26 protein-coding genes are annotated in these 25,410 nt (G+C 40.7%); 10 read left to right on the top strand and 16 right to left on the bottom strand.

Translation table 11 applies throughout. The features are described 5' to 3' along the window. Window positions 1-9: 9 nt before the first annotated feature. From QL229_RS04930 to QL229_RS04945, 4 genes are all read right to left on the bottom strand, one after another. Window positions 10-2,274: a TonB-dependent receptor gene (locus QL229_RS04930; RefSeq protein WP_281546512.1), complete on the bottom strand. Its 2,265-nt coding sequence runs from the start codon at window positions 2,272-2,274 to the stop codon at window positions 10-12. A gap of 142 nt (window positions 2,275-2,416) precedes the next feature. After that, complete coding sequence (locus QL229_RS04935) at window positions 2,417-4,648, bottom strand: NAD(P)-binding protein (protein ID WP_138557351.1); 2,232 nt, start codon at window positions 4,646-4,648, stop codon at window positions 2,417-2,419. Window positions 4,649-4,657: 9 nt separating this feature from the next. Next, complete coding sequence (locus QL229_RS04940) at window positions 4,658-5,521, bottom strand: acetoacetate decarboxylase (RefSeq protein WP_281546513.1); 864 nt, start codon at window positions 5,519-5,521, stop codon at window positions 4,658-4,660. A 123-nt stretch (window positions 5,522-5,644) separates the two neighbouring features. Continuing rightward, the gene (locus QL229_RS04945) at window positions 5,645-6,220 is read right to left on the bottom strand and encodes a dienelactone hydrolase family protein (RefSeq protein ID WP_168246738.1); all 576 of its coding nucleotides are present in this window, start codon (window positions 6,218-6,220) and stop codon (window positions 5,645-5,647) included. Window positions 6,221-6,586: 366 nt separating this feature from the next. Here QL229_RS04945 and QL229_RS04950 point away from each other — a divergent pair, with 366 nt between their 5' ends. Both QL229_RS04950 and QL229_RS04955 read left to right on the top strand, forming a co-directional pair. Continuing rightward, a complete protein-coding gene (locus QL229_RS04950; RefSeq protein ID WP_165381452.1) occupies window positions 6,587-6,754 on the top strand; it encodes a hypothetical protein in 168 nt (55 codons plus the stop codon). 115 nt (window positions 6,755-6,869) lie between these two features. After that, entirely contained in the window at window positions 6,870-7,733 is an 864-nt protein-coding gene (locus QL229_RS04955) for a TIGR02285 family protein (protein WP_138557348.1), read from the top strand. Between the two features lie 22 nt (window positions 7,734-7,755). Here the strand turns inward: QL229_RS04955 and QL229_RS04960 are convergent, their stop codons facing one another. From QL229_RS04960 to QL229_RS05000, 9 genes are all read right to left on the bottom strand, one after another. After that, window positions 7,756-8,334: a YceI family protein gene (locus QL229_RS04960; protein WP_138557347.1), complete on the bottom strand. Its 579-nt coding sequence runs from the start codon at window positions 8,332-8,334 to the stop codon at window positions 7,756-7,758. A 1-nt stretch (window position 8,335) separates the two neighbouring features. Further along, the gene (locus QL229_RS04965) at window positions 8,336-8,890 is read right to left on the bottom strand and encodes a cytochrome b (RefSeq protein WP_281546514.1); all 555 of its coding nucleotides are present in this window, start codon (window positions 8,888-8,890) and stop codon (window positions 8,336-8,338) included. A 242-nt stretch (window positions 8,891-9,132) separates the two neighbouring features. Continuing rightward, entirely contained in the window at window positions 9,133-9,510 is a 378-nt protein-coding gene (locus QL229_RS04970) for a hypothetical protein (RefSeq protein ID WP_138557345.1), read from the bottom strand. A gap of 218 nt (window positions 9,511-9,728) precedes the next feature. After that, window positions 9,729-10,580, bottom strand: coding sequence for a GNAT family N-acetyltransferase (locus QL229_RS04975; protein WP_138557344.1), 852 nt, complete (start codon window positions 10,578-10,580; stop codon window positions 9,729-9,731). A 94-nt stretch (window positions 10,581-10,674) separates the two neighbouring features. Beyond that, a complete protein-coding gene (locus QL229_RS04980) occupies window positions 10,675-11,175 on the bottom strand; it encodes a hypothetical protein (RefSeq protein WP_135925212.1) in 501 nt (166 codons plus the stop codon). Window positions 11,176-11,349: 174 nt separating this feature from the next. Then, the gene (locus QL229_RS04985) at window positions 11,350-11,712 is read right to left on the bottom strand and encodes a hypothetical protein (protein WP_138557343.1); all 363 of its coding nucleotides are present in this window, start codon (window positions 11,710-11,712) and stop codon (window positions 11,350-11,352) included. A 232-nt stretch (window positions 11,713-11,944) separates the two neighbouring features. After that, a complete protein-coding gene (locus QL229_RS04990; protein WP_138557342.1) occupies window positions 11,945-12,781 on the bottom strand; it encodes a segregation/condensation protein A in 837 nt (278 codons plus the stop codon). Window positions 12,782-12,789: 8 nt separating this feature from the next. Beyond that, the gene (locus QL229_RS04995; protein WP_135925218.1) at window positions 12,790-13,413 is read right to left on the bottom strand and encodes an L-threonylcarbamoyladenylate synthase; all 624 of its coding nucleotides are present in this window, start codon (window positions 13,411-13,413) and stop codon (window positions 12,790-12,792) included. 9 nt (window positions 13,414-13,422) lie between these two features. Then, window positions 13,423-14,262 (bottom strand): PHP domain-containing protein, encoded by an 840-nt coding sequence (locus tag QL229_RS05000; protein WP_138557341.1) that lies wholly within the window; start codon window positions 14,260-14,262, stop codon window positions 13,423-13,425. Between the two features lie 524 nt (window positions 14,263-14,786). On the opposite strand from QL229_RS05000, the gene QL229_RS05005 reads away from it, so the two are divergent. The 6 genes from QL229_RS05005 to trpA are packed head-to-tail and all read left to right on the top strand — an operon-like array spanning window position 14,787 to window position 21,347. Further along, window positions 14,787-16,355, top strand: coding sequence for an anthranilate synthase component 1 (locus tag QL229_RS05005; RefSeq protein WP_138557340.1), 1,569 nt, complete (start codon window positions 14,787-14,789; stop codon window positions 16,353-16,355). Further along, complete coding sequence (locus QL229_RS05010) at window positions 16,355-16,960, top strand: aminodeoxychorismate/anthranilate synthase component II (RefSeq protein ID WP_062565123.1); 606 nt, start codon at window positions 16,355-16,357, stop codon at window positions 16,958-16,960. The genes QL229_RS05005 and QL229_RS05010 overlap by 1 nt, the downstream gene beginning before the upstream one ends. 9 nt (window positions 16,961-16,969) lie before the next feature. Continuing rightward, entirely contained in the window at window positions 16,970-17,989 is a 1,020-nt protein-coding gene (trpD, locus tag QL229_RS05015) for an anthranilate phosphoribosyltransferase (RefSeq protein WP_138557339.1), read from the top strand. Then, window positions 17,982-19,346, top strand: a complete 1,365-nt coding sequence (gene trpCF, locus QL229_RS05020; protein WP_138557338.1) for a bifunctional indole-3-glycerol-phosphate synthase TrpC/phosphoribosylanthranilate isomerase TrpF — start codon at window positions 17,982-17,984, stop codon at window positions 19,344-19,346. The genes trpD and trpCF overlap by 8 nt, the downstream gene beginning before the upstream one ends. A 7-nt stretch (window positions 19,347-19,353) precedes the next feature. After that, a complete protein-coding gene (trpB, locus tag QL229_RS05025; RefSeq protein ID WP_135925232.1) occupies window positions 19,354-20,538 on the top strand; it encodes a tryptophan synthase subunit beta in 1,185 nt (394 codons plus the stop codon). Next, window positions 20,535-21,347 (top strand): tryptophan synthase subunit alpha, encoded by an 813-nt coding sequence (trpA, locus tag QL229_RS05030; protein WP_199526206.1) that lies wholly within the window; start codon window positions 20,535-20,537, stop codon window positions 21,345-21,347. Before trpB ends, trpA begins: the two co-directional genes overlap by 4 nt. 60 nt (window positions 21,348-21,407) lie before the next feature. Here the strand turns inward: trpA and QL229_RS05035 are convergent, their stop codons facing one another. Beyond that, a complete protein-coding gene (locus QL229_RS05035) occupies window positions 21,408-21,980 on the bottom strand; it encodes a type 1 glutamine amidotransferase domain-containing protein (RefSeq protein WP_138557336.1) in 573 nt (190 codons plus the stop codon). Between the two features lie 136 nt (window positions 21,981-22,116). Further along, window positions 22,117-22,386 carry an HU family DNA-binding protein gene (locus QL229_RS05040; RefSeq protein WP_138557335.1) on the bottom strand — a complete coding sequence of 90 codons (270 nt, stop codon included), beginning with the start codon at window positions 22,384-22,386 and terminating at the stop codon, window positions 22,117-22,119. Window positions 22,387-22,579: 193 nt separating this feature from the next. Between QL229_RS05040 and QL229_RS05045 the strand changes: the two genes are divergently transcribed. Together QL229_RS05045 and QL229_RS05050 are read left to right on the top strand one after the other, a co-directional pair. Further along, the gene (locus QL229_RS05045) at window positions 22,580-23,167 is read left to right on the top strand and encodes an inner membrane-spanning protein YciB (protein WP_135925239.1); all 588 of its coding nucleotides are present in this window, start codon (window positions 22,580-22,582) and stop codon (window positions 23,165-23,167) included. Window positions 23,168-23,225: 58 nt separating this feature from the next. Further along, complete coding sequence (locus QL229_RS05050) at window positions 23,226-23,864, top strand: CPBP family glutamic-type intramembrane protease (RefSeq protein WP_138557334.1); 639 nt, start codon at window positions 23,226-23,228, stop codon at window positions 23,862-23,864. A gap of 49 nt (window positions 23,865-23,913) precedes the next feature. On the opposite strand, the gene QL229_RS05055 is transcribed toward QL229_RS05050, so the two are convergent. Continuing rightward, window positions 23,914-25,338 (bottom strand): sodium-dependent transporter, encoded by a 1,425-nt coding sequence (locus QL229_RS05055; RefSeq protein WP_135925243.1) that lies wholly within the window; start codon window positions 25,336-25,338, stop codon window positions 23,914-23,916. Window positions 25,339-25,410: the final 72 nt, after the last annotated feature.

A 25,410-nucleotide genomic window follows, 5' to 3' on the forward strand; every position in this document is an offset into this window, starting at 1 on the left:
TGCTGGTAATTAAAATTGAAAAGAAACGTCAAAACCATATCGTCTCCCTTCTCCTTTAAAGTCTTCAAGCATGCCTAGGAACGAGCTTAAATCGAACTTTAACTGACTGTATTCAGTATCAAATAAATTTTTGCCCCACAAAGTAAATGACCAATTATCAACATCGTATTTTAGATGCGCATTAACAATACTGAAGGCTTCTTGGCGGGCATAGGGATTCATGTTCTGGTCAAAATAAAACTCAGACTGATAATCGTAAATAATGTTGGCCGATAACGGATACGACGCCAAGCTGGTATCGTATTTTAATCCCGCTGAGACATTCCATTTAGAGGTAAAAGGCAGTTGATTATCGGTAATGCTATTACCAAGTGGGTCAACATAGTCCTCAAATTCTGCATGGGGGATATAACCCACAGCAAGTAACATGGCTAATTGCTTAGTTGCTTGATAGTTAATTTCAGTTTCAAGGCCATAGATTATTGAATCAGCAACATTTTCAAGTAATTGCACAGGCGGCATTTGTGGTGTTTCTGACGCTTGGTTCATAAACACTTGTTGGTCGTTGTAATCATAATAAAACGCCGCCCAGTTCATTCTTAATTGTTGCTTAGGCCAGTACGACTCTAAGCCAATTTCATGGGCATTCAAGCGCTCTTTACCGTAATTCGCTAAAATTGCTTGTTCTTCAGATGATAAGAATCCGCCATTGTAGCCGCCACTTTTACTGCCATTTGCAAATCGATAATAAACATTGCTTGCATCAGAATAACGGTAATTAACCGCAATTTGCCCTGTAAAACCGTTATCTGATTGCTCATCAGTAACGCGATAAAATGGCACCAGCACACCACTTAAATCGTTCACATCAACCACGGTATTTAATGTGGCGATTGAGTCATACTCTAGTGATTCATAGTCATATCTAAGACCTGCTGTAATCATCCATTGTTCTGCGACAGGCACTTCAATTTGGCTAAATACAGCCAAATTTTGCATCTTGATTTCGTTATCGTAAATAAAGGTCGCGGTTAAGTTTGTCGGTAAAATGCCGCGAAAATCGCGTAAAATATCATTTAAATTATCTTGCTCAATGGTTTCATCCGCGAAATAAACACCACTCGTTAGCGTGTAATCTGCAAATTCATTTAACAATCTAAATTCTTGGCTAAACATTTGGGTATCTAACCCAAGTACCCCTTCGCATAAGCGAGCTGGTGAACCATCGCAATTAAAGGCATGACTTCTTTGTAGATCATTAAAGCTCGACAATGAAGTAAATGTAGTTTGCTCGTTTACATGCCAATTTACTTCAGCGATAAAGCCATAGCCATCAGATTTATGAGGTGAGTCATTATTTACGCTTACCTCAAAAAAGTCGTCACTACCATCATTAAAGCCAAAATTATCAACACAGCGTGTTGACCCCGCCTCTGCTGGTGAACAAAGTTCACCGGTTAAAGGGTTCGCTACAACACCAATACTCCCTACAGGCTGGACAATACCGTCCCAATCTTCAATATGCGCTTGCAGGTAAAGATCAACCTCATCCCATTCAGACGAAAAAGATACACGGGCATTTTTTTGCTCCATGCCTGCCGTTGGCGAATCTGCAAAGGTATTTTTTGTTGAATATTGGTAGTCTTGATAGTTAACAGCAATACGCAATGCACTAGAGTCAGTTAATTGCTGATTCCACACGCCATCGAGGCTCGTGCCATTGTTATTGGCTACTCCTAAGCTCAATGATCCATAGCTATCAAGCTCAGGCCGATTTGAGCGAATAAGGATAGCCCCCCCCGTTGAATTACGACCAAATAAAGTCCCTTGTGGGCCGCGTAAAATTTCGAGTTGCTCAATGTCGTACAAATTCACAATTTGGTTATTGGCTGAGCCAACAGCCACACCATCAAGATACATGGCAACAGGTGACGTATTTGCGGTGTTGTAGTCAAGAAGACCCACCCCACGAATACTTATTGCGGGAGGTGTCCCCTCTGCGGCGTTTTGCGTTATTTTTACATTAGGTGAGAATAAACCAATCTCAGTTGAATCTTTAATATGTTGATTCTTGAGTAATTGTCCTTTCACTTGGCTCACCGCCACGCTAACGTCTTCAATTGCTTGAGGACGCTTTTGTGCGTATACACTAATGACTTCCATGTCTTTTCTAGTCTCTGCAGCCTGCGCAGCAGCGCTTGCAATGACACAGAGTACCAAGCTTGAACAAGATAGTGTCTTCAGCTTTGGATCAATAAGAAAAGGACGCTTCATTCGCATTTTGACCTTAAAAGAGGGAAACCTGTTAAATTCTTGTAATTTCCAGCTTAGTATAGACCAAAACAAAGATTAAAGTCGCATACAAATAACAAAGGCTAGTTATTTGTAATCAACACCATAATTGCTATCAGCATGATCATTCTTTTTCAAACGCATGTTCACCGCTAATCGTTTTGGGTAGACCGCAAATAGAACGTGCCGTTTGCATACCAGCCATTACAGCAGCTTCAACACAGCCCGCATTAACTCCGGTTTTTATCCAATCGCCAGTGATCCGTAAATTGACAAACTGACTACCATCAGTTGCAAGGCGGTATTTACTCGAATCAACCACAGATAACACATAGCGCTCACTGGGGTCTATATTAACGCGCCAGTACTGCTGTTCTGATACTGGTAAAATACTGTGAGGATCACTATAAAAAACCTGCCAATCAAATTTGTTATCAACATACGCATCAGGCCAAAGTGCCTGCATATCTGAACTAAACAAATTATGCATATTGCGTTTGACTTCTGCCTTCATTTGCTCTGGAAACTGATGCGCAGTTGCAGGAGGGTAACTATCACAACTAAATGCACTACAAAAATAAGCAATATTTTGTGGGCCACTGTCGCTTGGCCAATCTTCTTTATCGACTAAATTACCCATCGCAGCCCAGGTATCAAACGGCTCAACAAAACCACTTAATATAGGCCCCTCATTGCTTGGCACTGTGTCTTTAAAACCCAGTTGCTGGTTAGTTTTATTCAACCAGACTTGGCAAGCTTGCGTAGCCACACTTTGAACTTTTGTTGCTTGCAGAGAGAGCGCATAATCAACAGCAAGTAATTCTGGGGCTACATGCTCAAGTGAAGCAACCGACACACCTAAAATAAGCGTATCAAAGTCGATACCATGACGAAGAGTGATAGATGGCAGTGCTGTATTAAAATGCTCTTGGTAAACTTCTGGCCAGTTACTCCAAAAAGACTCAAGGTTTATTTGATACTCTTGCAGAAGGTGTGCTTGTTCAGAATTAATTTGTGAGTAAATTGGCTCACTTGGCCAACAAGGTAATTGTTTAACATCAATTAACGGCTCATAGTCTTCATTTTTTAGCCTCACTTGCTGACAAAGCTCTATTTCACTTACCAGCGGCTCACCTTGGTCAGTTTGCCCAGCAGATAAGTTAGTTAACTGATGGAAGAACTTAAACTTAACGCCACGCTGTTTTAATAATTCATAAATTGGCGCGAAAATAACATCGCCCATACCCGCTTGCATTTTCCACATTACACCGCCTTTATAGCAAAGGCCAATACGTAACATAGCAAGCGCAGCCACACCGGCCTCAACATTCGGCTTATTAAAATCACCATTTGGATAAGCAAACACTAAATCATAAAAACCGCGTACCGGTGCTGAATTCACACTGTAAGTTTTGTTAGCTCCATTTTTTTCAAGCCACTGACGAAAATCGTAGCAATTAATGACACCAAAGCCATCTCGGTAGACTTTATCTTTTATCAGCCCTGTGAGCATAGCAATGGCTAAGTCAGCGCAGATATAAAGTCGTCTTAATTCTGCGTTTTCATCCAGTAAGTCAATTATCTGCTCTTTGAACCAACGCTTTATCTTGCGAACGATATACCAAATAACGAGGCGATCAGCTTGTTTACTTGTGTGGGTTGTTTGCTGCGAAGTAAACTGCAATAAGTGCGTCAGTAATGAGCGAGGGCTTGATACTACTTCTGCCGCTCCCGCCTCAATATCATCGATAAATTGCCTTGCCCCACTAAGCTGGGTATCAATATCCGTTTTGATCTCTTGGTACATATACTTAAGTAAAGACTGATCTCGTGATTTTTTGGTCACCAATTTTGTTTTAGCTTGGTGCTGCTGACACACTAGCTCAATGCCTTCTGTCCATTTTTTGAGCCATGCTAATGTCATGGTGATAAAATCCCACACCGAAATATCAAGGCTGCCATCAGCAGGATTTCCAGCAACTGTTGGAAAATCAATAGGCCAAGTTTGCCATTCGTTATCAATGAATTCTTGCAAAGCAATAAAACTATGCGGTTTGAATGCCTGCTGCCAGGTTGCCAGCGAACAACTAGCAGGTCGGTTGAGTGAGTTATATACTCCTTCAAGGGTACGAAAACTATTTACATAAGCACCAAACCACACATGTAAACCATGCTCTTCAATACGCTGACCAAAATGGCTATTACGACCACTTGCGCCCTTGCCTCCTAAGCGCCAGCCCTGTTGATACACGGTTATTTCACGATGTTGCTGCCAGTCTGACTGCTCTGTCAGATAAACTGCTGCGGTCATTGCTGCTACACCGCCACCGACAATAGTAATTTTTTCTTTTTGCATGGTTATCCTTTACTCTGGTAAAACTTGAGTTGCGCCAAGTTGGTCAAAATCCATATTGACGTAAAACGGTAAGTGAACAGATTGTTTGCCAAGTGCTATGCCGAACATGTCATTAAGCGGAAAACTCGCCAGAGATTTAACATTAAGCTTAAAATCATTATGTAAAAGTGTTAACTGATGGACTTTTTTGATTACAGACGGTGAATGAACCACGCTCTGATAAACTGCTTTATCACCCTCTCCATCGGGAAATTGCTTAAACAAAATTTGATCCATCTGGGGATGAATGAAACCCTCTAACAATTGTTTTAGCAGTGCTAAGTCAATACCTTTAACTTGAGGGTCAAATAAATCAGCAACGCGTTTTGAAAATCGTGAAACGTTGTCGAGCAAATTTTCAGAGATGCTCGCGTCCGTTTGCTCAATAGTTAGCAACTCATGCATTGCTAATTTAGAATCAGGTTTAAACACATCAAAGCATTCAAGGGATATAGCAAACCGACCAGCGTCATCTAACGCAGATGGCATTTGATATTCACATAAATATTTATTGTAACCCCACGCCTCTCTGCCATTAATTAAAGCATAAATGTTATTTACGCTGATAAACGCCGGATACCAGTAGAGGTGATTAATATCTCCCTTGACCATTTTTGCTACGGGAAGCCAAATAATGATATCCGTTTCTTGCATCCACCCATGCTCTGAAAAGGGAGGTGTCAAAGAGGAGATTTTTTCTATGTCAGTAAAGGTGAGCAAGCAACTGCTACCTAATACATTAAAAGAGACTGAATCTGTAGCCAGTAAATTCAATGTGGTATCAACATAAGCCTGCATCTTTTGCTCACATGCTGAGACAAAAAAACCATACATTTGCGCATTCGTCATGCGACAGGGGGGTTTAGCAACAGGGTTCGATAAAAAGTGGCTGTAATTTGAATGGTCCGTCATAGTTATTACTTATAATATTGTTTAGTAATAACTATAGACTAGTCTTTATGCATTAGTCACGAGTTGTTCGCAATCATGGCTGAGCAAAAGTTGTTTTGTAAAGTACTGAAAAGCGCGTTGATTAAAGTTATCTGATAAAGGGTTCATAAACCCATGCTCATATTGTGTAATGTCACATTGAACACCTGCTTTGGCTTTTAAAGCAGACACCACCGGAGCAAGCTCAAAATGCGTTTCTTTTTTAGGAAAAATAAACCTAAAAGGAATAGACGCCTCAAGCTCAAGGTGATTTCTCACTTGTGATGGGTAAAAAGCAATAACCCGTTTTATCGCTGTATTTTTCAACTCTGCTTGAGCACGCCAAACGGCTGTTGCTCCAGCACTAAACGCGATAATTGTTGTAGGCTCACGCAGGGATGACATCTTCAGATGCACTTTTTCGAGATAACCGTCATGGCCACAATGAGTCAGAAAGTGTTGATATTGAAACTGTTCATTAATAGGAAGTTGAATTTGACCCGAATATGGATCACATAGGCACGTTTTGCCACGAAGCTGCTGAGCAAGCTGGGTTAAATGCGCAGTTTTCCCAAAAATATCCGTTACTAACAGGTAATTCATGATCATACCTATTTATTGTTGTTTTTGTGCCAATTCACACTACACTTGTTTCGAAAAAATATCCAGAAATTAATTGCTGTGTTTAAAAAATAAACCTTGCACTATGAAAAATCTTAACGTAATCTAGTCCTCTGGTTTTAAAAAACCTCGCGGTTAACCCCTTACCTTGATCCAGTAATTCCCGCATATTCGTATAAACACTTGCAACCCGAGTTGCTAAATGACATTTAGATGAATTTATAAATCATCACTAAACTGTCACAAACTTAGTCAACACTGTATGCAAGACAACAAATGTCGGTCTGTATTTTTTAATGCCTTTTAAAGCTCTACAGACACAGACAAAAAGAAAGAGTGAGTTTTATTATGTCATATAAATACAATGGATCTTTGATCCAAATCGCACATCCAGTGCAATCAATTTCGGTTAACAAACAGCGTGTAATCTTTAGTGACACGCAGGGCTTGAAAAATGCCATTTTCCAAAAGGCGAGTGATGCCCGTCAATTTGTTAAGTGGTTAAAAGCCAACTAAAACCAACCGATTAACGCCAGCTACAATGCTGGCGTTATAGTCTACATACCTACTATCACAAACCTAAATCCCTGCTAAACTTAGATTTAACAATACTTAATTATAGGTAGTAACAATGCGTCGTTTCTGGTTGCTTTTGTTATTTTTTTGCAGTGCTGTTTCACAGGCAACTGAACAACCAAAAGTCATTGAGTGGATCATGGTTGATTTTGCTCCCTACTACATCATGAATGACAAGTATGAAGGTACAGGGCGAGATGAGAGCGTAATCAAACTGCTTGAACAAGCGATGCCTGATTACACTTTTAAGCGCTCCCTGTTTCCTGCAAGTCGCGCAGTGCATGAGCTATCAAATCCATATAATAATTACTGTATGCTATCTTTGTACCAAAGTGAGCATCGCCGTCAGCATATTGTTTTTTCTAAACATACATCAACAGTTGGGTTATCCCCTTCTATAGCAATTAGAAAAGAGTTAGTGAATACTCTAGATCTGAACACAGCAAAGCCTGTTTCATTAAAAACATTACTTGCAGATAAGCACCTTGCTCTTGGAGTGTCTATGAGTCGCTCATTTGGTAAGGACATAGATAATGTTATAAACACCAGCCATGATGCCAATATTATCTCAAGACCCGGTCGCGACACTTTAGCAAGTTTGACATACATGCTTAATAAGAAACGAATTGATATACTGCTTGGCTACCCCAGCGAGCATTACTATTTAGCTCGTTCAATGGGATTTGAAGATGAGCTCACACAATTGACACTGTCAGAGGCGCCCGATTTAAGCCTTGGTTATATTGGCTGTACGAATAACGAACAAGGTAGTGAGCATATAAAACAGTTAGATATTACGCTTGAAAAAATAGCCCATAGTCAGGCTTTTCACGATGTGATGATAAGGTGGCTACCCGATAATTTGCAGCCTATTTTGGAAAAGAGATTAATTAAAAGAAATGAAAGTGCCGCCCATTAAGCGGCACTGATTTAAACTGTTGTTACTTACGAATACCTTCAATAAATAAACCAATATCAACATGTGTTGATGCTGGGCCAAGGTTGTAGTCGATACCATAGTCAGCTAGTTTTAGGCTTGTTTCGCCTTCAAAACCAACGCGGTAACCACCCCAAGGATCTTTACCTTCACCAATTTTATCAATTTCAAAAGTAATGGTTTTAGTAACACCATTTAAGGTAAATTCACCTGTAACATCCGCTTCATCACCGTCTTCATCAAACTTGATTGAGGTACTTTTAAATGTTGCAGTTGGGTATTTATCAACATTTAAGAAGTCTTTGCTGCGTAAGTGCTTGTCACGCTCAGCATGGTTTGAGTCGATGCTTTTAGTATCAATCGTTACATTGATTTTAGATGCATTAGGCGCTTTATCGTCATAGCTAAAATCACCTGAGAAAGTATTAAAGCGACCATGTAACCAGCTGTAACCTAGGTGCTTAATTTTAAAAGTTACAAATGCGTGTGCACCGTCTGTATCAATAACGTAGTCAGCTGCATTTGCGTTTGCTGTTGAGAAAAGTGCAGCACTTAGTGCTGTGCCTAATAGTAATTTTTTCATATTAATCATCCTTCAATGGTTTGATCATTCTAATTAAGGTTTTATCTTTATCGATAAAATGATGTTTTAGTGCCCCTAAAGCATGTAAAACAACCACAGCTATTAGCCCATACGCGGCATAAAAGTGAATTTTACCTGCAGTATCTTCTTGGTTTGCGACCGACTCTGGTAATGCCGGTACAGCAAATAAATTAAATACTTCAATTGCACGGCCATCAGCCGTAGAAATTAAATAGCCCGATGTCACAATAACGATTAGAGCTAAATAAATCAGTTTATGTACTGAGTGAGCAACATGATTCATTGCCTTTGAGCTACCAGCAACAGGCTCAGGTTGAGTACCTAACAAGCGCCAACCAAAACGAAACAACAATAATGCCGCTAAGGTAATACCCACGCTTTTATGTAAATCCAAAGAGCCTTTGTACCATGCATCATAATAGGTTAACTCAACCATATACACGCCTAAGCCAAACAAACCAAACACCCCAAGTGCCATTAACCAGTGCACTAAGATGGCGACCCAGCCATAAGTTGACTTTGAATTCTTTAACATACTCATTTCCTATGAGAATTACGAAACTAAGTACAGCTTAGCTTAGGATTTATATAATGAAAATAGCGTAAAACGAACAGCTTCTGTGCGTATATGCACACCCTTAGGCAAAGTTGAAAGGGGAAAGTGGAAAGGAAAAAGACAGAAGGTGTTAGGTACTATACGGTAATTTGATATAGGCAATTTCGACTTTTTTCACCAAAAAAACAAAGCCAACTTCTGCTGGCTGTGGTTTCAAATCATTACCTCCAAGGGGAGTCAGAACGACCAATTCTCCAACCTGAGCAAGGGTTATATTCAATATATTCTGAATTAGGGCAGAAAACATGAAACATTTCGTCGTCCTCATCTGATAAACACAGAATTTCTACAAGAACAAAGTTATCAAAAGATAAAGTTACGTCGCCAACATCATTTTGAGATACAGCCCTAATTGAACCAAAACTGATAGTTTTAAGTTTTTCATCTAGCTCTTCATTTGTTTCAACGTCATCTAAACATGCACAAATTACCTGTTTATTTTTAATAACTCTCCAATTACTTGAATATGTTCCAATTTCCCATTCACGGTACTCTCCAGAACTAGCTTCGTTATCTTTTTTTCCAAAGCCTAAACTCAAGGATGTGCTATTACCAACTGCTTGGCGAACACAATACAAGTTAATAACTTCATTTATTTTCTATTACACTATTAATCATTATCCCCCCAAAGATTTTAGCCTGCTTGTAACACACATTATGACAATTAATATAGAGATAACCTCACTATCTTAGACAATGGAATACACACTCTTTAGTAAAGTTTAATTGGGAGATATAAGTTAATTCTAAATCTAACTCAGCCGATTTCAAAAGAAGTGACACCAAAAATACGATTTAATGGCAAGCTCGGACATTCGCCGGTAAACATTCTGGCGGTTTCAAATGACACCTGCATGTTGTATTTCTGTGCCAAAGCGACAGCAGCTTGATTGATTTCTGGCGTATCAAGGAAAATAGCTTCAGATGCAGTCACTTTAGATTTTAAAGCAAGGAACAAAGATTCACCCACTTCTGGTGAGTCGGCAAATAAAGGGCCAATTTTAAAGCCGTTCTGACATTTGCGAATTACCCCGTATCCTGCCAATTCCCCATTGCTCATTACGCCCAAAGCGTCGCATTGGGGTTGGCTTAACCAGGCTTTAGTAAAGTTTGCCCTATTTACTGGGAAAAAAGCCTGTTCGTATGCGTCAATAATTTCGAATGGCACAGTGGCAAGATCAACAATATCTGAATTTTGCCGTGAATTACCACCACCGACTCCTGCAAAACGAATATTGCGATAGGCCAGGTTAAAACCAGACTTTTTATAGTTTTCTTGCTGTTCCACCACACCATCAAGGCCGATATTCAACCCTTCAAGGCGCTTTAACGCGGCATTCCAAATTTGTATTCCGTAACCTTTGCCTCGGTAATCAGGTTTAACAATGTAAAAGCCGATAAAGCCAAATGCATCGTGATAATTAATGGCAGAAATTGTAGCAATAGGCTCATCGCCAAGAAAACCAACCAGAAATCCTTCAGGATCAGCAGCAAAATAACACTCTGCATCATTAAGGCCTGGATTCCAGCCTTCTGCTGCAGCCCAATCAATCATGAGCTCGACTTCCTTCTTGGTCATGGTTTTGATTGTAAAGTGTTTACTTTGCATCTGCTTTCCTTAAAATTTCCGTTTGCTAATCAGTGAATTAAATAATACTAAAATCGCACTATCTAAGTAGATTGATTCAAATCTGAATCGCAAATTATGCGCATTCACAATTAATAATAGGCTCTAGCTTATTATGGTTATAAATATACAAACCAAAAGTATCAAACATATCTCTACCAAATTCCGAGGAAATATCCACGTAATTTTCTAGACCTTGATAGCTGTATAAAATAGCAACCTTGCCTTCGAAACCAAGAGGAACAGGCTTTCCTTTACCGACAACATTTGCGTTATCGCCATTGATACCATCCCACCCATATTTTTCTGGGTCAAAAATTAATTGCACAGAACCACAATTTAAACATTCAAGGTATATCGGAGGTAGAATGTTCACATTTTCTCGTTTGCGAAAGAAACCCTTAACTTCAACTTCTTTGTGGCCTAAAACAGAATAAGCATCGTGCCCGCATTTACAATGAACAGCTTTGCTCACAAATAGCTCATCAAGTTGAAGTTGTGGTAGCTCTAAACTCTTTAATACGAAATTCGAAAAACAATTTGGTGAGTGAGCTTTCAATTCTTCTAGTGTATTCATTTTCTCCCCTAGGAGCTAATGCCCTTAAAATACTCAAATCAAGCATTTTAGGTACTTTTTATCTTGTTTATTGAAATCTATTTTTTATTAGTTCACTACTTAGTCATTTTAATGATTTCTTGCACTACTCGGTGTTTAGTATTTTCAATAAACACCTGGGTAGATAGTTAGCAATTATATTTTACTTGCTGTTATTTCAATCCTGTACACTTCAACACCCTCAGTTCCAACCTCAATCGTTGCAGGTTCGTTAAGGTTTACCATTAACTTAGGTTCCTGAAATTTATTGTAAGAGCCATTTTCAAATTTATAGAGTGCTGATGTTAGTGTCACAATTTGCTCGTCCAATGTAGGGGTTACATCAAATTTAAGAATATCATCTGCAGTCACTGTTTGAGTTTTGTCTTCTTCAGTTTTAACAACGTGCGTTTTTACAAGTTGATTATTCAAATAAAGGTTAAGGTCTAATTGCAAATTTTCTGCAGCTGAGGCTCCAAATGCAACGAGAGATAACAGTAGCATTCCTAACTTTTTCATTATATTTTCCTTAATAGTAGGCTTACCCCAAAATGGGAAAAACCAACTTATCAGCTACTGAGTCTTGGCGCAATTGTTTAACACTTTGTAAGTTATGTGTTTTATTAGAATACAAAGCAGACTTTAGTGATTATCTTGATTGTTGATGACCTACTTGCCATGAAGAAGGCACAGATTTTGAAACTTAAATCTAACCACTTAAAGCTTTAAACAGAAAAATTTTAGCTTCCAGCTATTCGCTCTCTTCCACTAAACCAACATATATCTGGCTATTGGCATCTACCTGAAAGCAGCTGATCAGGTTTTCTTTCACCAGTTCTAACATGGCGATAAAGCTAACTACAACACCGCTTCTGCCCTCTTCAATAGTAAAAAGAGTACTAAAAGGCAACTGTGATTGGGCTTCTGAGAGCTTATCTAAGATTAAGCTCATACGTTCACGGGTCGATAAAGCCTCTGCGGTAATATGATGGTGCTCAAATGTTTTAGCTCGGGCCATAACGTCGCTTAGTGCAACTAACAAGTCTTTCATATCAACGTCAGGTAACAGTAACTCACGCTCACCAAATTCTGGCACCATTGCTTCGGCTACAAAGATATCGCGGCCTTCGCGAGGAATTTCGTCAAGATTTTCGGCAGCTTTTTTAAATTGTTCGTATTCCTGTAAACGTCTTACAAGCTCAGCTCGTGGGTCTTCTTCTTCTTCAAGCTCTTCATGTTTTGGTAGCAATAATCTTGATTTAATTTGTGCTAATAACGCTGCCATGACAAGGTATTCACCAGCCAGTTCAAGCTGAAACTCACTCATCATTTCAACATAACTAACGTATTGCTCAGTAATGCTAAAAATAGAGAGCTCTAGCACATCTAGTTTGTGTTTTTTGATTAAATACAAAAGTAAATCAAGAGGGCCTTCAAAGGTCTCTAAAATGATCTCCAACGCATCGGGAGGAATATATAAGTCTTCAGGTTTGTCGACCACCGCTTTGCCATGCAAAAAAGCCAGTGGCAGCTTTTGCTGTACTGGCTCTTGTAAGTTATCTTGGGCATCAAGCTCTTGGCTAGTCAATGAAGTCTCTACAGTTCAAATGGTTTAGTATCACCACAACCCACACGTAAAATTTCGATATCATCATCCGACAAATCAATCACTGTGGTTGCCTGTTCAGGAAGATAACCACCATGAATAATTAAATCAACTTGCTTTTCAATGCGATCGCGAATTTCATCAGGATCAGCTTCTGTAAATTGCTCACCCGGTAAAATTAAAGAACACGACATTAAAGGCTCACCTAACTCAGCCAATAAAGCACAAGTGATCGGATGTTCTATAACACGAATACCAATGGTTTTTTTCTTCTCGTTCAATAAACGCTTTGGTACTTCTTTAGTGCCTTTGAAGATAAAAGTATAAGGCCCTGGAGTGTTATTTTTAATTAATCTGAATAACTGATTATCAACGCGAGCATAGGTTGATAGCTCCGATAAGTCGCGACATACCAAAGTAAAGTTATGATGTTTTTCAACACCACGGATACGCTCAATGCGCTCTTTTGCTTGCTTATTACCAATACTACAACCAATTGCGTAGCCTGAATCGGTTGGATAAACAATCACACCACCTTGTTTAATTATATCAACCGCTTGGCTGATCAAACGTGGTTGCGGATTATCTGGATGAATATGAAAAAACTGACTCATTATACGCTCCTATTGCCCTTCCCATGCTTGCCAAACCCCTTGGCAATCTTTTGGTAAGTATAAATTTTTACCCAGCTCTAACCAACTTGTCGGAAAATGAAAATCTGAACCTTGCGATGCAAGTAACCCGTATTCACGACTCAATCCACCTAAAAACTGGCGCTCACTCGGCGCTTGCTGCGGTTGTGCCACTTCCATAGCATCGCCACCTGCGTCTTTAAATTCAATAATTAACTTACGCAGCCACTTGTTCGACATTTGATAACGCCCAGGATGTGCAAGTACAGCAACTCCACCAGCTTGATGAATAGCAGCAATTGCTGTTTGCATATCGCACCAACTACTTGGCACATAGCCTGTTTTTCCTCGCCCTAAGTATTTTTTAAATACGCCTGGGAAGTTTTTAGCTACACCACGCTCAATCAGTGCACGGGCAAAATGCGCGCGTGTGATTTGTGCGTTTTCAGCAAATGTTTTTGCTTGGTCGTAAATGCCTTCAAAACCATTTTTAGCAAGGCGACGACCGATCTCTAAAGCGCGCTCTTCACGCTTGGCTTGTTGCGCCTGTAACAATGACAACAGCGCGTCATTTTCATCATCAACATTTAAACCAACAATATGAATTTCAAAGCTTTCCCATTTTGTTGATACTTCAACGCCAGAAATTAATTTAAGCGGTAAATTATCATCTGCAATGACTTGGCGAGCTGGTTTTATTGCACTTAACGTGTCGTGATCGGTAATTGCAAACACATCTATGTTTTTCTCAACCGCGCGATGTAACAATTGCTCGACTGATAGCTGACCATCTGAGTATGTGGTGTGGCTATGTAAATCGTATTTTATCAAAGGGAAAGACTGCTTTACGTAAGTTCTTGAATCAATGATGTGAGTATAACAAAAATTTAGTGCCAGGGCGTGATTATCTTTTTAGGTTAGACACATATACCCACATAAATGGGCAATTACGAGAGGTAAATGCCCAACACGTATTAATATGTAAATTAATGCTTGACAGTATCGGCATAGGTACGCTTTACTGTATGCACTTTCAGACACGTTAAATAAGTAATAACAATGAACAAAACAATTCAAATCACAATTTGGTGGTGGCACTCGTAACTAGCGGGTGACGAATTGTCGTGTCTAACGATTTCAAAACCCGCTCATGTAGCGGGTTTTTTTATATCTAAATTTTAAGGCTTTATAATGAATTACATAGCAACTCTTACACATCATTGGTGGTGGCGCCTGGCTTAGCGGGACGGTAAGGGTCTATCTAATTTATAGGCATCTTTATACGAACCCCGCCAAGCATCGCTTCGCGGGGTTTTGTTTTTTAAAGAGTTTTTGGGAATGAGGGAGAATGAGGTTTGATTTTTAGTCATATAACAACGACACCGGGTGAAGTAACCAGTATCACTCAAGTGCGCGACTACATCAGTAGCCCACTTGCGTTATACAGTTTACTCGATAAGCCTAATTCACTGCTGTTAGAGTCTGCTGAAATTGATTCTAAAGACAGTGTAAAAAGTCTAATTTTGGTTGACTCAGCGCTACGTATTGTTTGCCAAGGCAAACAGGTCACACTCACTGCACAGTCAAATAACGGCAAACAATTACTGCCTTATTTACAAACTCATGTGCAAAATTGCTCTGCTGAGCTTGTAGAAGACACATTAACGTTAACCTACAACGAGGTAGCAAGCGACATTGATGAAGCCAGTAAACTAGTTGCAGATAACGCATTTAGTGCGCTACGTAGCTGTATTAATAGTATTAAAAGCACCACAGACAACCCATTTTCTGTGTTCTTAGGCGGTGTATTTGCCTACGATATGGTTGCTAATTTCGAAACTCTTTCTGATGTGCCTGACGGCGAAAACAGCTGCCCTGATTATGTTTTCTACCTAGCCGAAACGTTAGTTGTCATCGACCATCAAGCAAAAACAACCGAGCTAATTGGCAATGTATTTAACGGCCCTGAAGTTCATGCTAATTGCTTTGAGGTTGGTCAACAGTTAGAGCGTTTAAATGCCGTATGTGACAATGCACAAAGCTACCAAGGGCAAAAGCAAACAGGCTCAAACCCAATTTCTGTCGATGTTAGCGACGAGCAATACTGCGAACACGTCATCAAGTTAAAAAAGAACATCGTTGATGGCGATATTTTCCAAGTTGTTCCATCACGTACTTTTTCTCTCGCCTGCCCAGACTCACTTCATGCTTACAGCCAACTAAAACAACAAAACCCAAGCCCATATATGTTTTACATGCGCGATGAAGAGTTCGTATTATTCGGCGCATCACCCGAGTCAGCCCTCAAATATTGCGCAGAGAGTAAACAAGTTGAGGTATACCCAATTGCTGGTACTCGCCCTCGTGGCAAGTTTGCTAACGGGCAAATTAATCCAGACCTAGACAGCCGCATTGAGCTTGAACTTCGTAACGACCAAAAAGAACGTGCCGAGCACCTGATGTTAGTTGATTTAGCGCGAAATGATGTAGCCCGTATTAGCGTACCAGGCACACGTCACGCGAAAGAATTATTAAAAGTAGACCGCTACTCACAAGTGATGCATTTAGTTTCACGCGTGGTGGGTACTTTAAAACCCGAACTCGATGCGCTGCATGCTTACCAAGCTTGTATGAACATGGGCACCTTAGTGGGTGCACCTAAAGTACGCGCTGCTGAGTTAGTTCGTCAAACTGAACAAAAACGCCGCGGCAGCTATGGCGGTGCTGTGGGTTATTTAACGGGCGATGGCGCCATGGATAGCTGTATTGTTATTCGCTCTGCCTTTGTTAAAAACGGCACAGCCTACGTGCAAGCAGGTGCAGGTGTGGTGTTTGATTCAGATCCACAATCAGAAGCCAATGAAACCCGCGCTAAAGCACAAGCTGTGATCACTGCGATTCAATCGACTTACGAGGCACAATAATGACGACAACATCAGCCTATAAAATCTACTTTTTAGATAACTTTGATTCATTTAGTTATAACTTAGTCGATGAACTTTCTATGTTAGGGTGCCAGTTAGTGGTATACCGTAATAACATCAGTGCACAAAGCATCTTTGACAAAATGTGCCAAGAAACCGTACCTGTGTTATTAGTACTTTCACCCGGCCCTGGCGCACCATCTGATGCGGGTTGTTTAATGGAACTCATTGAACTGTGTAAAGGCCGCTTCCCTATGCTGGGCATCTGTTTAGGCCAGCAAGCACTAACACAAAGCTACGGTGGGGTTATTGGTCATGCAGGTGAAACAGTGCATGGCAAGTCATCAATTATTACGTTGACTGAGCACCCTGTATTTGCGGGTATGGGCGATAAAATGCCGGTTGCTCGTTATCATTCATTAATGGCAACCAAAGTCCCTGATGACGTTGAAGTAATTGCTTGTTATGAAAATATTCCGATGGCAATTTACCATCAACAAGATAATGCCCTTGGCTATCAGTTTCATCCTGAGTCAATTTTAACGCCAAATGGCGCATTGCTATTACAACAAAGCATTGAATTTTTAACAGCACGCGTGCAGTAGAGGAATAACATGGAAGCAACAACTCAAACCCAGTTAAACCAATTATTAGCAAAGCAAGATTTATCATTTTCGCAAGCAACTGAATTGTTTGACGCCATCATGAATGGCAAACTTAATGATATTGAATTAACTGCTGCACTTATCGCCCTAAAACTAAAAGGCGAAACAAGTGATGAAATCGCCGGTGCTGCAGCATCAATGCGTGCCAATGCAGTGCCATTTCAAACCAACAAAACCTTGCTTGCTGATAGCTGTGGTACCGGTGGCGATGGCTCAAACACCATTAATATTAGTACCACAGCTGCTATTGTTGCCGCCGCTGCGGGCATCAATATGGTCAAACATGGTAATCGCAGTGTGTCGAGTAATTCGGGCTCAGCGGATTTACTTAAAGCCTTGGGTATCAATATCGATATGAGCCCTGAGCAAGCTGCCCATTGTTTAGACAATACTGGGTTTACATTTTTATTTGCACCGCATTATCACAGTGGTGTACGCCATGCGATGGGCGTGCGAACAGCCCTTAAAAGCCGCACAATTTTTAATATTTTAGGGCCGCTGGCAAACCCTGCAGCCCCTGAGGTGCAATTGCTTGGTGTTTATGACCCTTCGCTGTGTTTACCAATGGCCGAAACCTTAAAAACCCTTGGCACAAAACGCGCCATGGTGGTTCACGGTGCAGGCACTGACGAAATTGCCTTGCACGGGACAACCAAAGTGGTTGAGCTAAATAACGGTGAACTGAGCGAATACACGCTAACAGCGAGCGATTTTGGTCTTGCAAACTATTCACTTGAACAACTTGCAGGCCAAGGGCCAGAATATAACGCAAAAGCAAGCTTAGCGATTTTACAAGGTCAAGGTGAGATGGCGCATAACGCAGCCATTATAGCCAACGTTGCCGCCCTTCTTTATTTAACCGATAAAGCAAGTGATTTAAAAGCAGCCGCAGATCAAGTAAGCGAATTATTAGCATCATGTAAAGCGATGGACACATTGAACGCAATTATTGAGGTAAGTCATGGCTAACGTGTTAGACAAAATTGTTGCCGACAAACGCATTGAATTAGAACAAAGAAAAGCACAGCGCCCGCTTGAGTCATTCATTGGCGATGTTGTGCCAACCAAGCGTGACTTTGAAGCGGCGTTAGCAGCAACAGGCACACAATTTATTTTAGAGTGTAAAAAGGCCTCACCGTCAAAAGGGCTTATTCGCGAACCATTCAATTTAGACGAAATTACATCGGTTTATAAAAAATACGCAACTTGTATGAGCGTATTAACTGACGAAAAATATTTCCAAGGTAGCTATCAGTACCTCGAATACGTGCGCAGCCAAGTGGAGCAGCCGCTTATTTGTAAAGACTTCTTTATTGATGAGTACCAAGTTTACTTAGCACGCTTATCTGGTGGTGATGCCATTTTATTAATGCTCTCAGTCCTTGATGACGAGCAATATTTAGCGCTTCACAAAGTGGCTGACTCTTTAAACATGTCGGTACTAACAGAAGTCAGTAATGAGCAAGAAGTAAGTCGTGCACTTGCACTTAATGCCAGCCTAATTGGTATTAATAACCGCGACCTTCGTGATTTAAGTACTGATCTTGCAACAACAGAGCGATTACGCCAGCTTATCCCAAATGACAAAGTGGTTATTTCAGAGTCGGGCATTTATACCCATAAAGATGTAAAACGCCTTGCGCCACTGTGCGATGGCTTTTTAATTGGCAGCTCACTAATGGCTGAGCGCGACTTAGAAGCCGCATGTCGTAAAGTCATTTTAGGTGAAAACAAAGTGTGCGGTTTAACTCGTTCACAAGATGCGATGGCAGCCTATGCCAGTGGTGCGGTGTATGGTGGCTTAATTTTTTATCCTAAGTCACCGCGCTATGTTGATATCGACTGTGCCAAGCAAGTTACGCAAAGTGCCCCACTCGCGTATGTAGGTGTGTTTGTCAATGCGCCTCTTGAACAAGTGGTCGATTATGCTCAAAGCTTGAAACTAGCTGCAGTGCAATTACATGGTGACGAGAATAGCGAGTATATTCAAAGTCTCAGAAAGCAATTACCGCTTGGCTGTGAAATTTGGAAAGCCCAAGCCGTTAAAGGTGAATTACCTAAACCGCTTGAAGGGGTTGACCGCCATTTATACGATACTTACAGCAAAAGCCAAAAAGGCGGCACTGGCGAAGCATTTGATTGGTCTGTGCTAGAGACGGCAACGGTACCTTTTATGTTAGCCGGTGGTTTAAACCCAGAGAATATTCATGCAGCGCTTTATCGCGGTGCTAATGGCCTTGACCTAAATTCTGGCGTTGAAACGTCAGCGGGCAAAAAGTGCCAAACAAAATTACAAAATGCGTTTTCGCATATCAGAAATTATTGAGGTTAGAATGCAAAATCCAGCTTATTTCGGTGAATTCGGTGGTATGTTTGTACCACAGCTGCTTGTGCCAGCACTCAAGCAACTAGAAGCAGAGTTTAATAAATCACAAAACGATCCAGCTTTTCAGGCTGAGTTTGAAAAACTATTAAATGAATACGCAGGTCGTCCTACGCCATTAACTCTGACACGTAACTTAGTTAAAAATCCTAAGGTAAAACTGTATTTAAAGCGTGAAGATTTACTCCATGGTGGTGCGCACAAAACCAACCAAGTACTTGGTCAGGCATTGCTCACCAAGCGTATGGGTAAAAAAGAAGTGATTGCAGAAACAGGTGCCGGCCAACACGGTGTTGCAACGGCCCTTGCGTGTGCCCTACTTGGCTTAAAATGCCGTGTTTACATGGGTGCAAAAGACGTTGAACGTCAGCAACCAAACGTATTTCGTATGAAACTAATGGGTGCAGAGGTTATTCCTGTCACAGCAGGCTCTGGTACTTTAAAAGACGCAGTAAACGAAGCATTGCGTGACTGGTCAGCAAATTATAAAGATGCTCACTATTTACTAGGCACTGCAGCAGGCCCTCACCCATTCCCAACCATGGTGCGTGAGTTCCAAAAAATGATTGGTGAAGAAGCAAAACAACAAGTGCTTAAAGCTGAAGGTCGCTTACCGGATGCAGTGCTGGCTTGTGTAGGTGGTGGTTCTAACGCCATTGGTATGTTCACAGACTTTATTGATGAGCCAAGCGTAAAACTAATTGGTGTAGAACCCGCTGGTAAAGGCTTAGATACCCATCAACACGGTGCTACGCTATGTAAAGGCACAAAAGGCATTTTACACGGTACCTATACTTATATTATGCAAAATGACGATGGCCAAATTGAAGAGTCTTATTCTGTATCAGCAGGTCTTGATTACCCAGCTGTAGGCCCACAACATGCTCATTTACATGAAACTGGCCGTGCAGAGTACGTTGGTATTAGCGATACTGAAGCGCTTGAAGCGTTCCAACTACTGGCTAAAAACGAAGGGATTATTCCAGCGCTTGAATCAAGCCATGCCCTTGCATACGCCCTTAAATATGCCGAACAACAAACCGAAGACACTATTTTAGTAGTAAACCTAAGTGGCCGAGGCGATAAAGATTTGGCTCACGTACACAGTGTTTTATCAGAAGGAGGCGCGCTATGAGCCAGACTAACCGTTACGGACAAATGTTCGCCACATTAAATGAAACGAATCAAGGTGCCTTTGTACCGTTTGTTACTATTGGTGATCCTAATAAAGCACTCAGTGTTGAAATCATTAAAAGCTTAATTGATGGCGGTGCTGATGCCCTTGAGCTTGGTATTCCGTTTTCAGATCCGATTGCAGATGGCCCGGTGATCCAAGCTGCCAACATTCGCGCGCTTGATGAAAACATTAATACCCAAGATTGCTTTGATATCATCAAACAAGTGCGCCAGTACAATGCCGATATTCCAATTGGCCTGTTATTGTATTCAAACCTTGTGTTTAAGCGTGGCCTTGAAAAGTTCTATCAAGATGCTAAAGAAGCAGGCGTTGATTCAATTTTAGTGGCTGACGTACCGCTGCATGAGTCAAAGCTATTTCGCCAAACAGCAATGAAAAATGGTATTGATCCAATTTTTATTGCAACACCGAATGCAGATGATGACACTCTTCGAGAATGTGCTTCATATGGTCGTGGTTATACGTACCTTCTTTCACGCGCGGGTGTAACGGGTACAGAAACCAAAGCACAAATGCCAGCAGATTCGTTAGTTAAAAAGCTAAAAGATTACCATGCTGCACCGGCATTATTAGGCTTTGGTGTATCAACACCGGAAGATGTTAAATCAGCACTCGATTCAGGGGCTGCTGGTGCGATTTCAGGCTCTGCGGTTGTTAAAATCATCGAGGCGAACCTTGATGACCAAGCAGCAATGCTAACTGGTTTAAAAGAGTTTGTAGCCAGTATGAAAGCCGCTACAAAGTAAGTTGTTTTATTACTTAAAAAAGGGCCTTAAAGGCCCTTTTATGTATCTACTCATTAATTATTAATGGTGGCGGTGCACACCCTCTTTAATCTCTTCGATAAACTTACGATTAAAAGCCTCTAAATCGGCTGGGCTTCGGCTTGTGACTATGCCATCATCAACACACACCTCTTGATCAACCCAATTTGCACCAGCATTGATTAAATCCGTTTTAATACTTGGGTATGACGTTACTTTGCGGTCACGTAGTTTGTTAATTTCGGCTAGTAACCATGGGCCGTGGCAAATCGCGGCAATGGGTTTGTTTTTGCCTGCACTGAAAAAGCCATCAACAAAGGCTTTAGCTTCACTGTTTTGGCGTAAAGTATCTGGATTAAATAAACCGCCCGGTAGTAATAGAGCATCATATTCACTTGAATCTGTCTCACTGACTATGCGGTCAACGCTTACACGTTTTCCCCATTGATTTTCATCCCAACCAGTAATGTCATCTCTTTCAAGCGAAACAACTTCGACTTCAGCTCCTGCTTCAAGCAACGCACTGCGCGGTGATAGCAGCTCACTCTGCTCAAAACCATTTGTTGCTAATATCGCTACTTTCTTACCGTTTAGTTGGCTATTTAGATTTGACATGCTATCTCCTTATTTGTGAAAACTCACACTAATACAGCAGACACCATGCCAAGTATAACCAACTGAAAATATTGCATTTATTAAAAATTCAAAGCGACACACCCTGTAAAAGCTACAAGACCTTTGCAAATCCTGCTTATAGGGCGTCTTTTAGGGCTTTTGCAGGTTTAAAAACAGGTTTGTTGGCGCCTTCAATTTCAATTTCTTCACCAGTTTGCGGATTGCGCCCTTTTCGTGCAGGGTAATAACTCAAGGCAAACGTACCAAAGCCATTAATTTGCACTTGGTCACCCTCAGAAAGAGACTTTTCGATAGCATTTAACATGCTCGTTAAAGCTGCTTGTGTGTCTTTTTTTGTTAATTCGCTGTAGGCAGCCATTTGAGATACTAGTGCGGCTTTATTCATAAAAATGCTCCAAAATACGCCGCTTAATCATCTGAGGTTAAGCGGAAACAGATAAGGTAAAACAACCTAAACGCAGGTTTAGGCCAGATTGGCTCGGGAGGCTAAGCTTTCAGGGCAACTAAGTCAACCTTGTATCTTGCGCAATAACTTGATACAACCCAGTATCATTTTAAATTAGAGCATTTATAAACCTATGCATGCGATTATTGAATACATCCCGCTGATTTTGTTTTTTGCGGTTTTCAAGTTAGTTGATATTTATTGGGCAACAGCCTTGCTGATGCTAACCACCTTAATTCAAGTTGCTTATTGTTATTTTAAAGATGGCAAAGTACCAACCCGTCACTGGGTGTTTTTTGCTATAGCGGTGGTATTAGGTACGCTGACCTTAGTATTCCACGACGAGCAGTTTGTAAAATGGAAAGCCACCATTGTTTATGCCATTTTCAGTGTCACTTTGTTAGTAAGCCGCTATGTGCTTGGCAAAAATCTTGTGAAAAAAGCACTTAGCTCAGTTTTAGAAAATGCCTCTGAAAGTAAACAAGAAATTGATGTACCAGAAGCACTATGGAATAAACTTAACCTGTTTTGGGTTGCAGTGACCGCAGGTATCTCTGCGCTAAATATCTACATTGCCTATAACTTCTCGCTCGATTTTTGGGTTAACTTTAAAGTGTTTGGTTTAATGGGTATTACCTTTGTTTGCGTGTTAGCAACGATCATTGCCCTTTTCAAATACTTACCTGAAGATGACGAAAAGAAAGATCCTAAGCAATCTTAATGTCATAAATCTGTCGTCTTAGCTTGTTAGCGTAAATAAAAAACACGCTGAGACGACATTGAACGCTAACCAATACCGCTGGTTTGAATTTACCCTCATATTTGTTTCTTTTCCGCTATTAGGCTTTTTTCTGCGTGCCTATCTCGCGAACTGGCTTATTCCTGCCCTTATTATTTTAATGACTGTTTGCGGCATGTTGCTGTTATCAGACCCCCATTTTAAGCGTTTTCGTTTAACTAGCCTTGGGCAATTTAGTGCGGTAAAACGTCGCTTATTTAGTTTTTTCTTTTTAGGAGCGCTATTCTCAGGGATGTTTTACGGCATCATGAATCAAGAAAACTGGTTTTCACTGCCAAGAAATTCATTTAACGATTGGCTAATGTTGCTATTGCTCTACCCCATTTTATCGGTGATGCCGCAAGAGCTTATTTTTAGAACCTACTTTTTTCACCGCTATAAACGGATTATGCCAAGTAAAACCGTGCGTATCATCGTCAGTGCATCGGTGTTTGCGTTGGCTCACATTGTCTATGCGAATGTACTCGCAGTACTGCTAGCATTTTTAGGTGGACTGCTGTTTTCTTACACCTATGCGCAAAGCCGTTCTACCTTCGTGTGTGTTATAGAGCACAGCTTATGGGGGTTATGGATGTTTACGCTTGGCTTAGGTGATGTGCTTGATGCAGGGGCATTCTAGGGCTATAAAAAAGCCGCGCAAAGTGCGCGGCTAAGTATTGAACTGGTTTTTAAAATCCGAAAATACTAAATGCAAAAAACTTAGTCGCCACCGTATTTACAAAGATTAGTAATAAAATGGCAGGGATAAACGTTGATAGCGAGAAGTTCACATACTTCTCTGTAAAGCTACCAACATAGCCTTCACAGCCTTGGCTTAACTCTTCAGAAAGATTCGCTTTTTTCCAACGATACATAACGAATAAACACACCATTAAACCATTAAGAGGTAAAATCGTGTCGTAAAACACATCATAAACAATATCGAATAAGCTCTTATCTGCCCCGCCGTAACTAACAAAATTTGTTAATGATTCAACCATACCAAACGACATTGTACACAGCACAGTTAAAACACCGGTTGATAGAGTTAAAATAGCTAACGCTTTTTTACGGCTAATGCCTTTGCGATCACTTAATGAAGCTGTCGGTACCTCAACAATCGATACAAGCGATGTAATTGCAGCAAAAAAGACTAATAAGAAGAATACAAACGCTACAATTGATGCACCCACGTAACCAATATCAGCTTGAAGCGCTAATAAAATTTTCGGTAAGTATACAAAAATCATCGACACTGATGAGTCAGATAACGTACTTGGATCTGTATTCGGGTTAAAACTAAAAATAGCCGGTAACACCATAAGACCCGCAATAAAGGCAACAAGAGAGTCTGTTACAGCAACCATTTTAGCACTGCCAACTATATCGTCTTTCTTAGAGATATAAGATGCATAGGTCATTAAAATACCCATACCCAGTGACAATGAGAAAAACGCTTGAGCTAATGCACCATTTAAAACGCTCGCATCCATTTTACTGAAATCAGGAACGATGTAGTACTTCACACCAGCCATGGCATTATCCAGTGTTAAAACGTAAACAACCAGCGCAGTGAGTAGTACAAATAAAGCTGGCATCATAAACTTAGCCGCTTTCTCGATACCTTCTTTTACACCACCAACCAGAATCAAGTTAACAATGATTGCAACCACGGCCATATAGCCAAACACTGTGTAGCTATTGATAAAAGTGCCAAAATTATCAGGCTGTGCCAAGGCATCCAGATTACCGAATGCAGTTTGCGATAAATAACCGAAAATCCATACGGTGATCACCATGTAAAAAACGGCAATCATAAACGGCGTTAATACAGCTAAAAAGCCAGCAAAGTTCCATTTTGGATCATTACCCGCTAAGATTTTGTATGAACCAAGCGGATCTTTCTGTGCTTTTCGCCCCATCGCCATTTCGGCCATCATCACAGGCAAACAGATAAAAATCACAAACAGTGCATAAACTAAAAGAAAAGCACCACCACCGTTTTTTGTAGCTGAAACAGGAAAACCTACTAAGTTTCCGATACCTACAGCAGAACCGGCTGCCGCTAAAATAAAACCGAGGCGGGAGCTAAAGTGCTCGCGTTTTTCGCTCATTTAAAAACCTTATTATTATTTTCTCAACCCAGCGACTCTACCAGTGTTACACCGCGTATTTCAAGCTTTATA

Source organism: Pseudoalteromonas sp. PAR1, from assembly GCF_947311895.1.
Classification (GTDB): domain Bacteria; phylum Pseudomonadota; class Gammaproteobacteria; order Enterobacterales; family Alteromonadaceae; genus Pseudoalteromonas; species Pseudoalteromonas lipolytica_C.

Coding starts and splice junctions, on each gene's coding strand:
- trpCF (WP_138557338.1), top strand. CDS start 17,982: ATGGCTAACGTGTTAGACAAAATTGTTGCCGACAAACGCATTGAATTA.
- QL229_RS04940 (WP_281546513.1), bottom strand. CDS start 5,521: ATGTATGGTTTTTTTGTCTCAGCATGTGAGCAAAAGATGCAGGCTTAT.
- QL229_RS05010 (WP_062565123.1), top strand. CDS start 16,355: ATGACGACAACATCAGCCTATAAAATCTACTTTTTAGATAACTTTGAT.
- QL229_RS05055 (WP_135925243.1), bottom strand. CDS start 25,338: ATGAGCGAAAAACGCGAGCACTTTAGCTCCCGCCTCGGTTTTATTTTA.
- QL229_RS04935 (WP_138557351.1), bottom strand. CDS start 4,648: ATGCAAAAAGAAAAAATTACTATTGTCGGTGGCGGTGTAGCAGCAATG.
- QL229_RS04985 (WP_138557343.1), bottom strand. CDS start 11,712: ATGAAAAAGTTAGGAATGCTACTGTTATCTCTCGTTGCATTTGGAGCC.
- QL229_RS04945 (WP_168246738.1), bottom strand. CDS start 6,220: ATGAATTACCTGTTAGTAACGGATATTTTTGGGAAAACTGCGCATTTA.
- QL229_RS05040 (WP_138557335.1), bottom strand. CDS start 22,386: ATGAATAAAGCCGCACTAGTATCTCAAATGGCTGCCTACAGCGAATTA.
- QL229_RS04950 (WP_165381452.1), top strand. CDS start 6,587: ATGTCATATAAATACAATGGATCTTTGATCCAAATCGCACATCCAGTG.
- QL229_RS04965 (WP_281546514.1), bottom strand. CDS start 8,890: ATGTTAAAGAATTCAAAGTCAACTTATGGCTGGGTCGCCATCTTAGTG.
- QL229_RS04930 (WP_281546512.1), bottom strand. CDS start 2,274: ATGAAGCGTCCTTTTCTTATTGATCCAAAGCTGAAGACACTATCTTGT.
- QL229_RS04955 (WP_138557348.1), top strand. CDS start 6,870: ATGCGTCGTTTCTGGTTGCTTTTGTTATTTTTTTGCAGTGCTGTTTCA.
- trpD (WP_138557339.1), top strand. CDS start 16,970: ATGGAAGCAACAACTCAAACCCAGTTAAACCAATTATTAGCAAAGCAA.
- QL229_RS04980 (WP_135925212.1), bottom strand. CDS start 11,175: ATGAATACACTAGAAGAATTGAAAGCTCACTCACCAAATTGTTTTTCG.
- QL229_RS05045 (WP_135925239.1), top strand. CDS start 22,580: ATGCATGCGATTATTGAATACATCCCGCTGATTTTGTTTTTTGCGGTT.
- trpB (WP_135925232.1), top strand. CDS start 19,354: ATGCAAAATCCAGCTTATTTCGGTGAATTCGGTGGTATGTTTGTACCA.
- trpA (WP_199526206.1), top strand. CDS start 20,535: ATGAGCCAGACTAACCGTTACGGACAAATGTTCGCCACATTAAATGAA.
- QL229_RS05035 (WP_138557336.1), bottom strand. CDS start 21,980: ATGTCAAATCTAAATAGCCAACTAAACGGTAAGAAAGTAGCGATATTA.
- QL229_RS04995 (WP_135925218.1), bottom strand. CDS start 13,413: ATGAGTCAGTTTTTTCATATTCATCCAGATAATCCGCAACCACGTTTG.
- QL229_RS04975 (WP_138557344.1), bottom strand. CDS start 10,580: ATGCAAAGTAAACACTTTACAATCAAAACCATGACCAAGAAGGAAGTC.
- QL229_RS04960 (WP_138557347.1), bottom strand. CDS start 8,334: ATGAAAAAATTACTATTAGGCACAGCACTAAGTGCTGCACTTTTCTCA.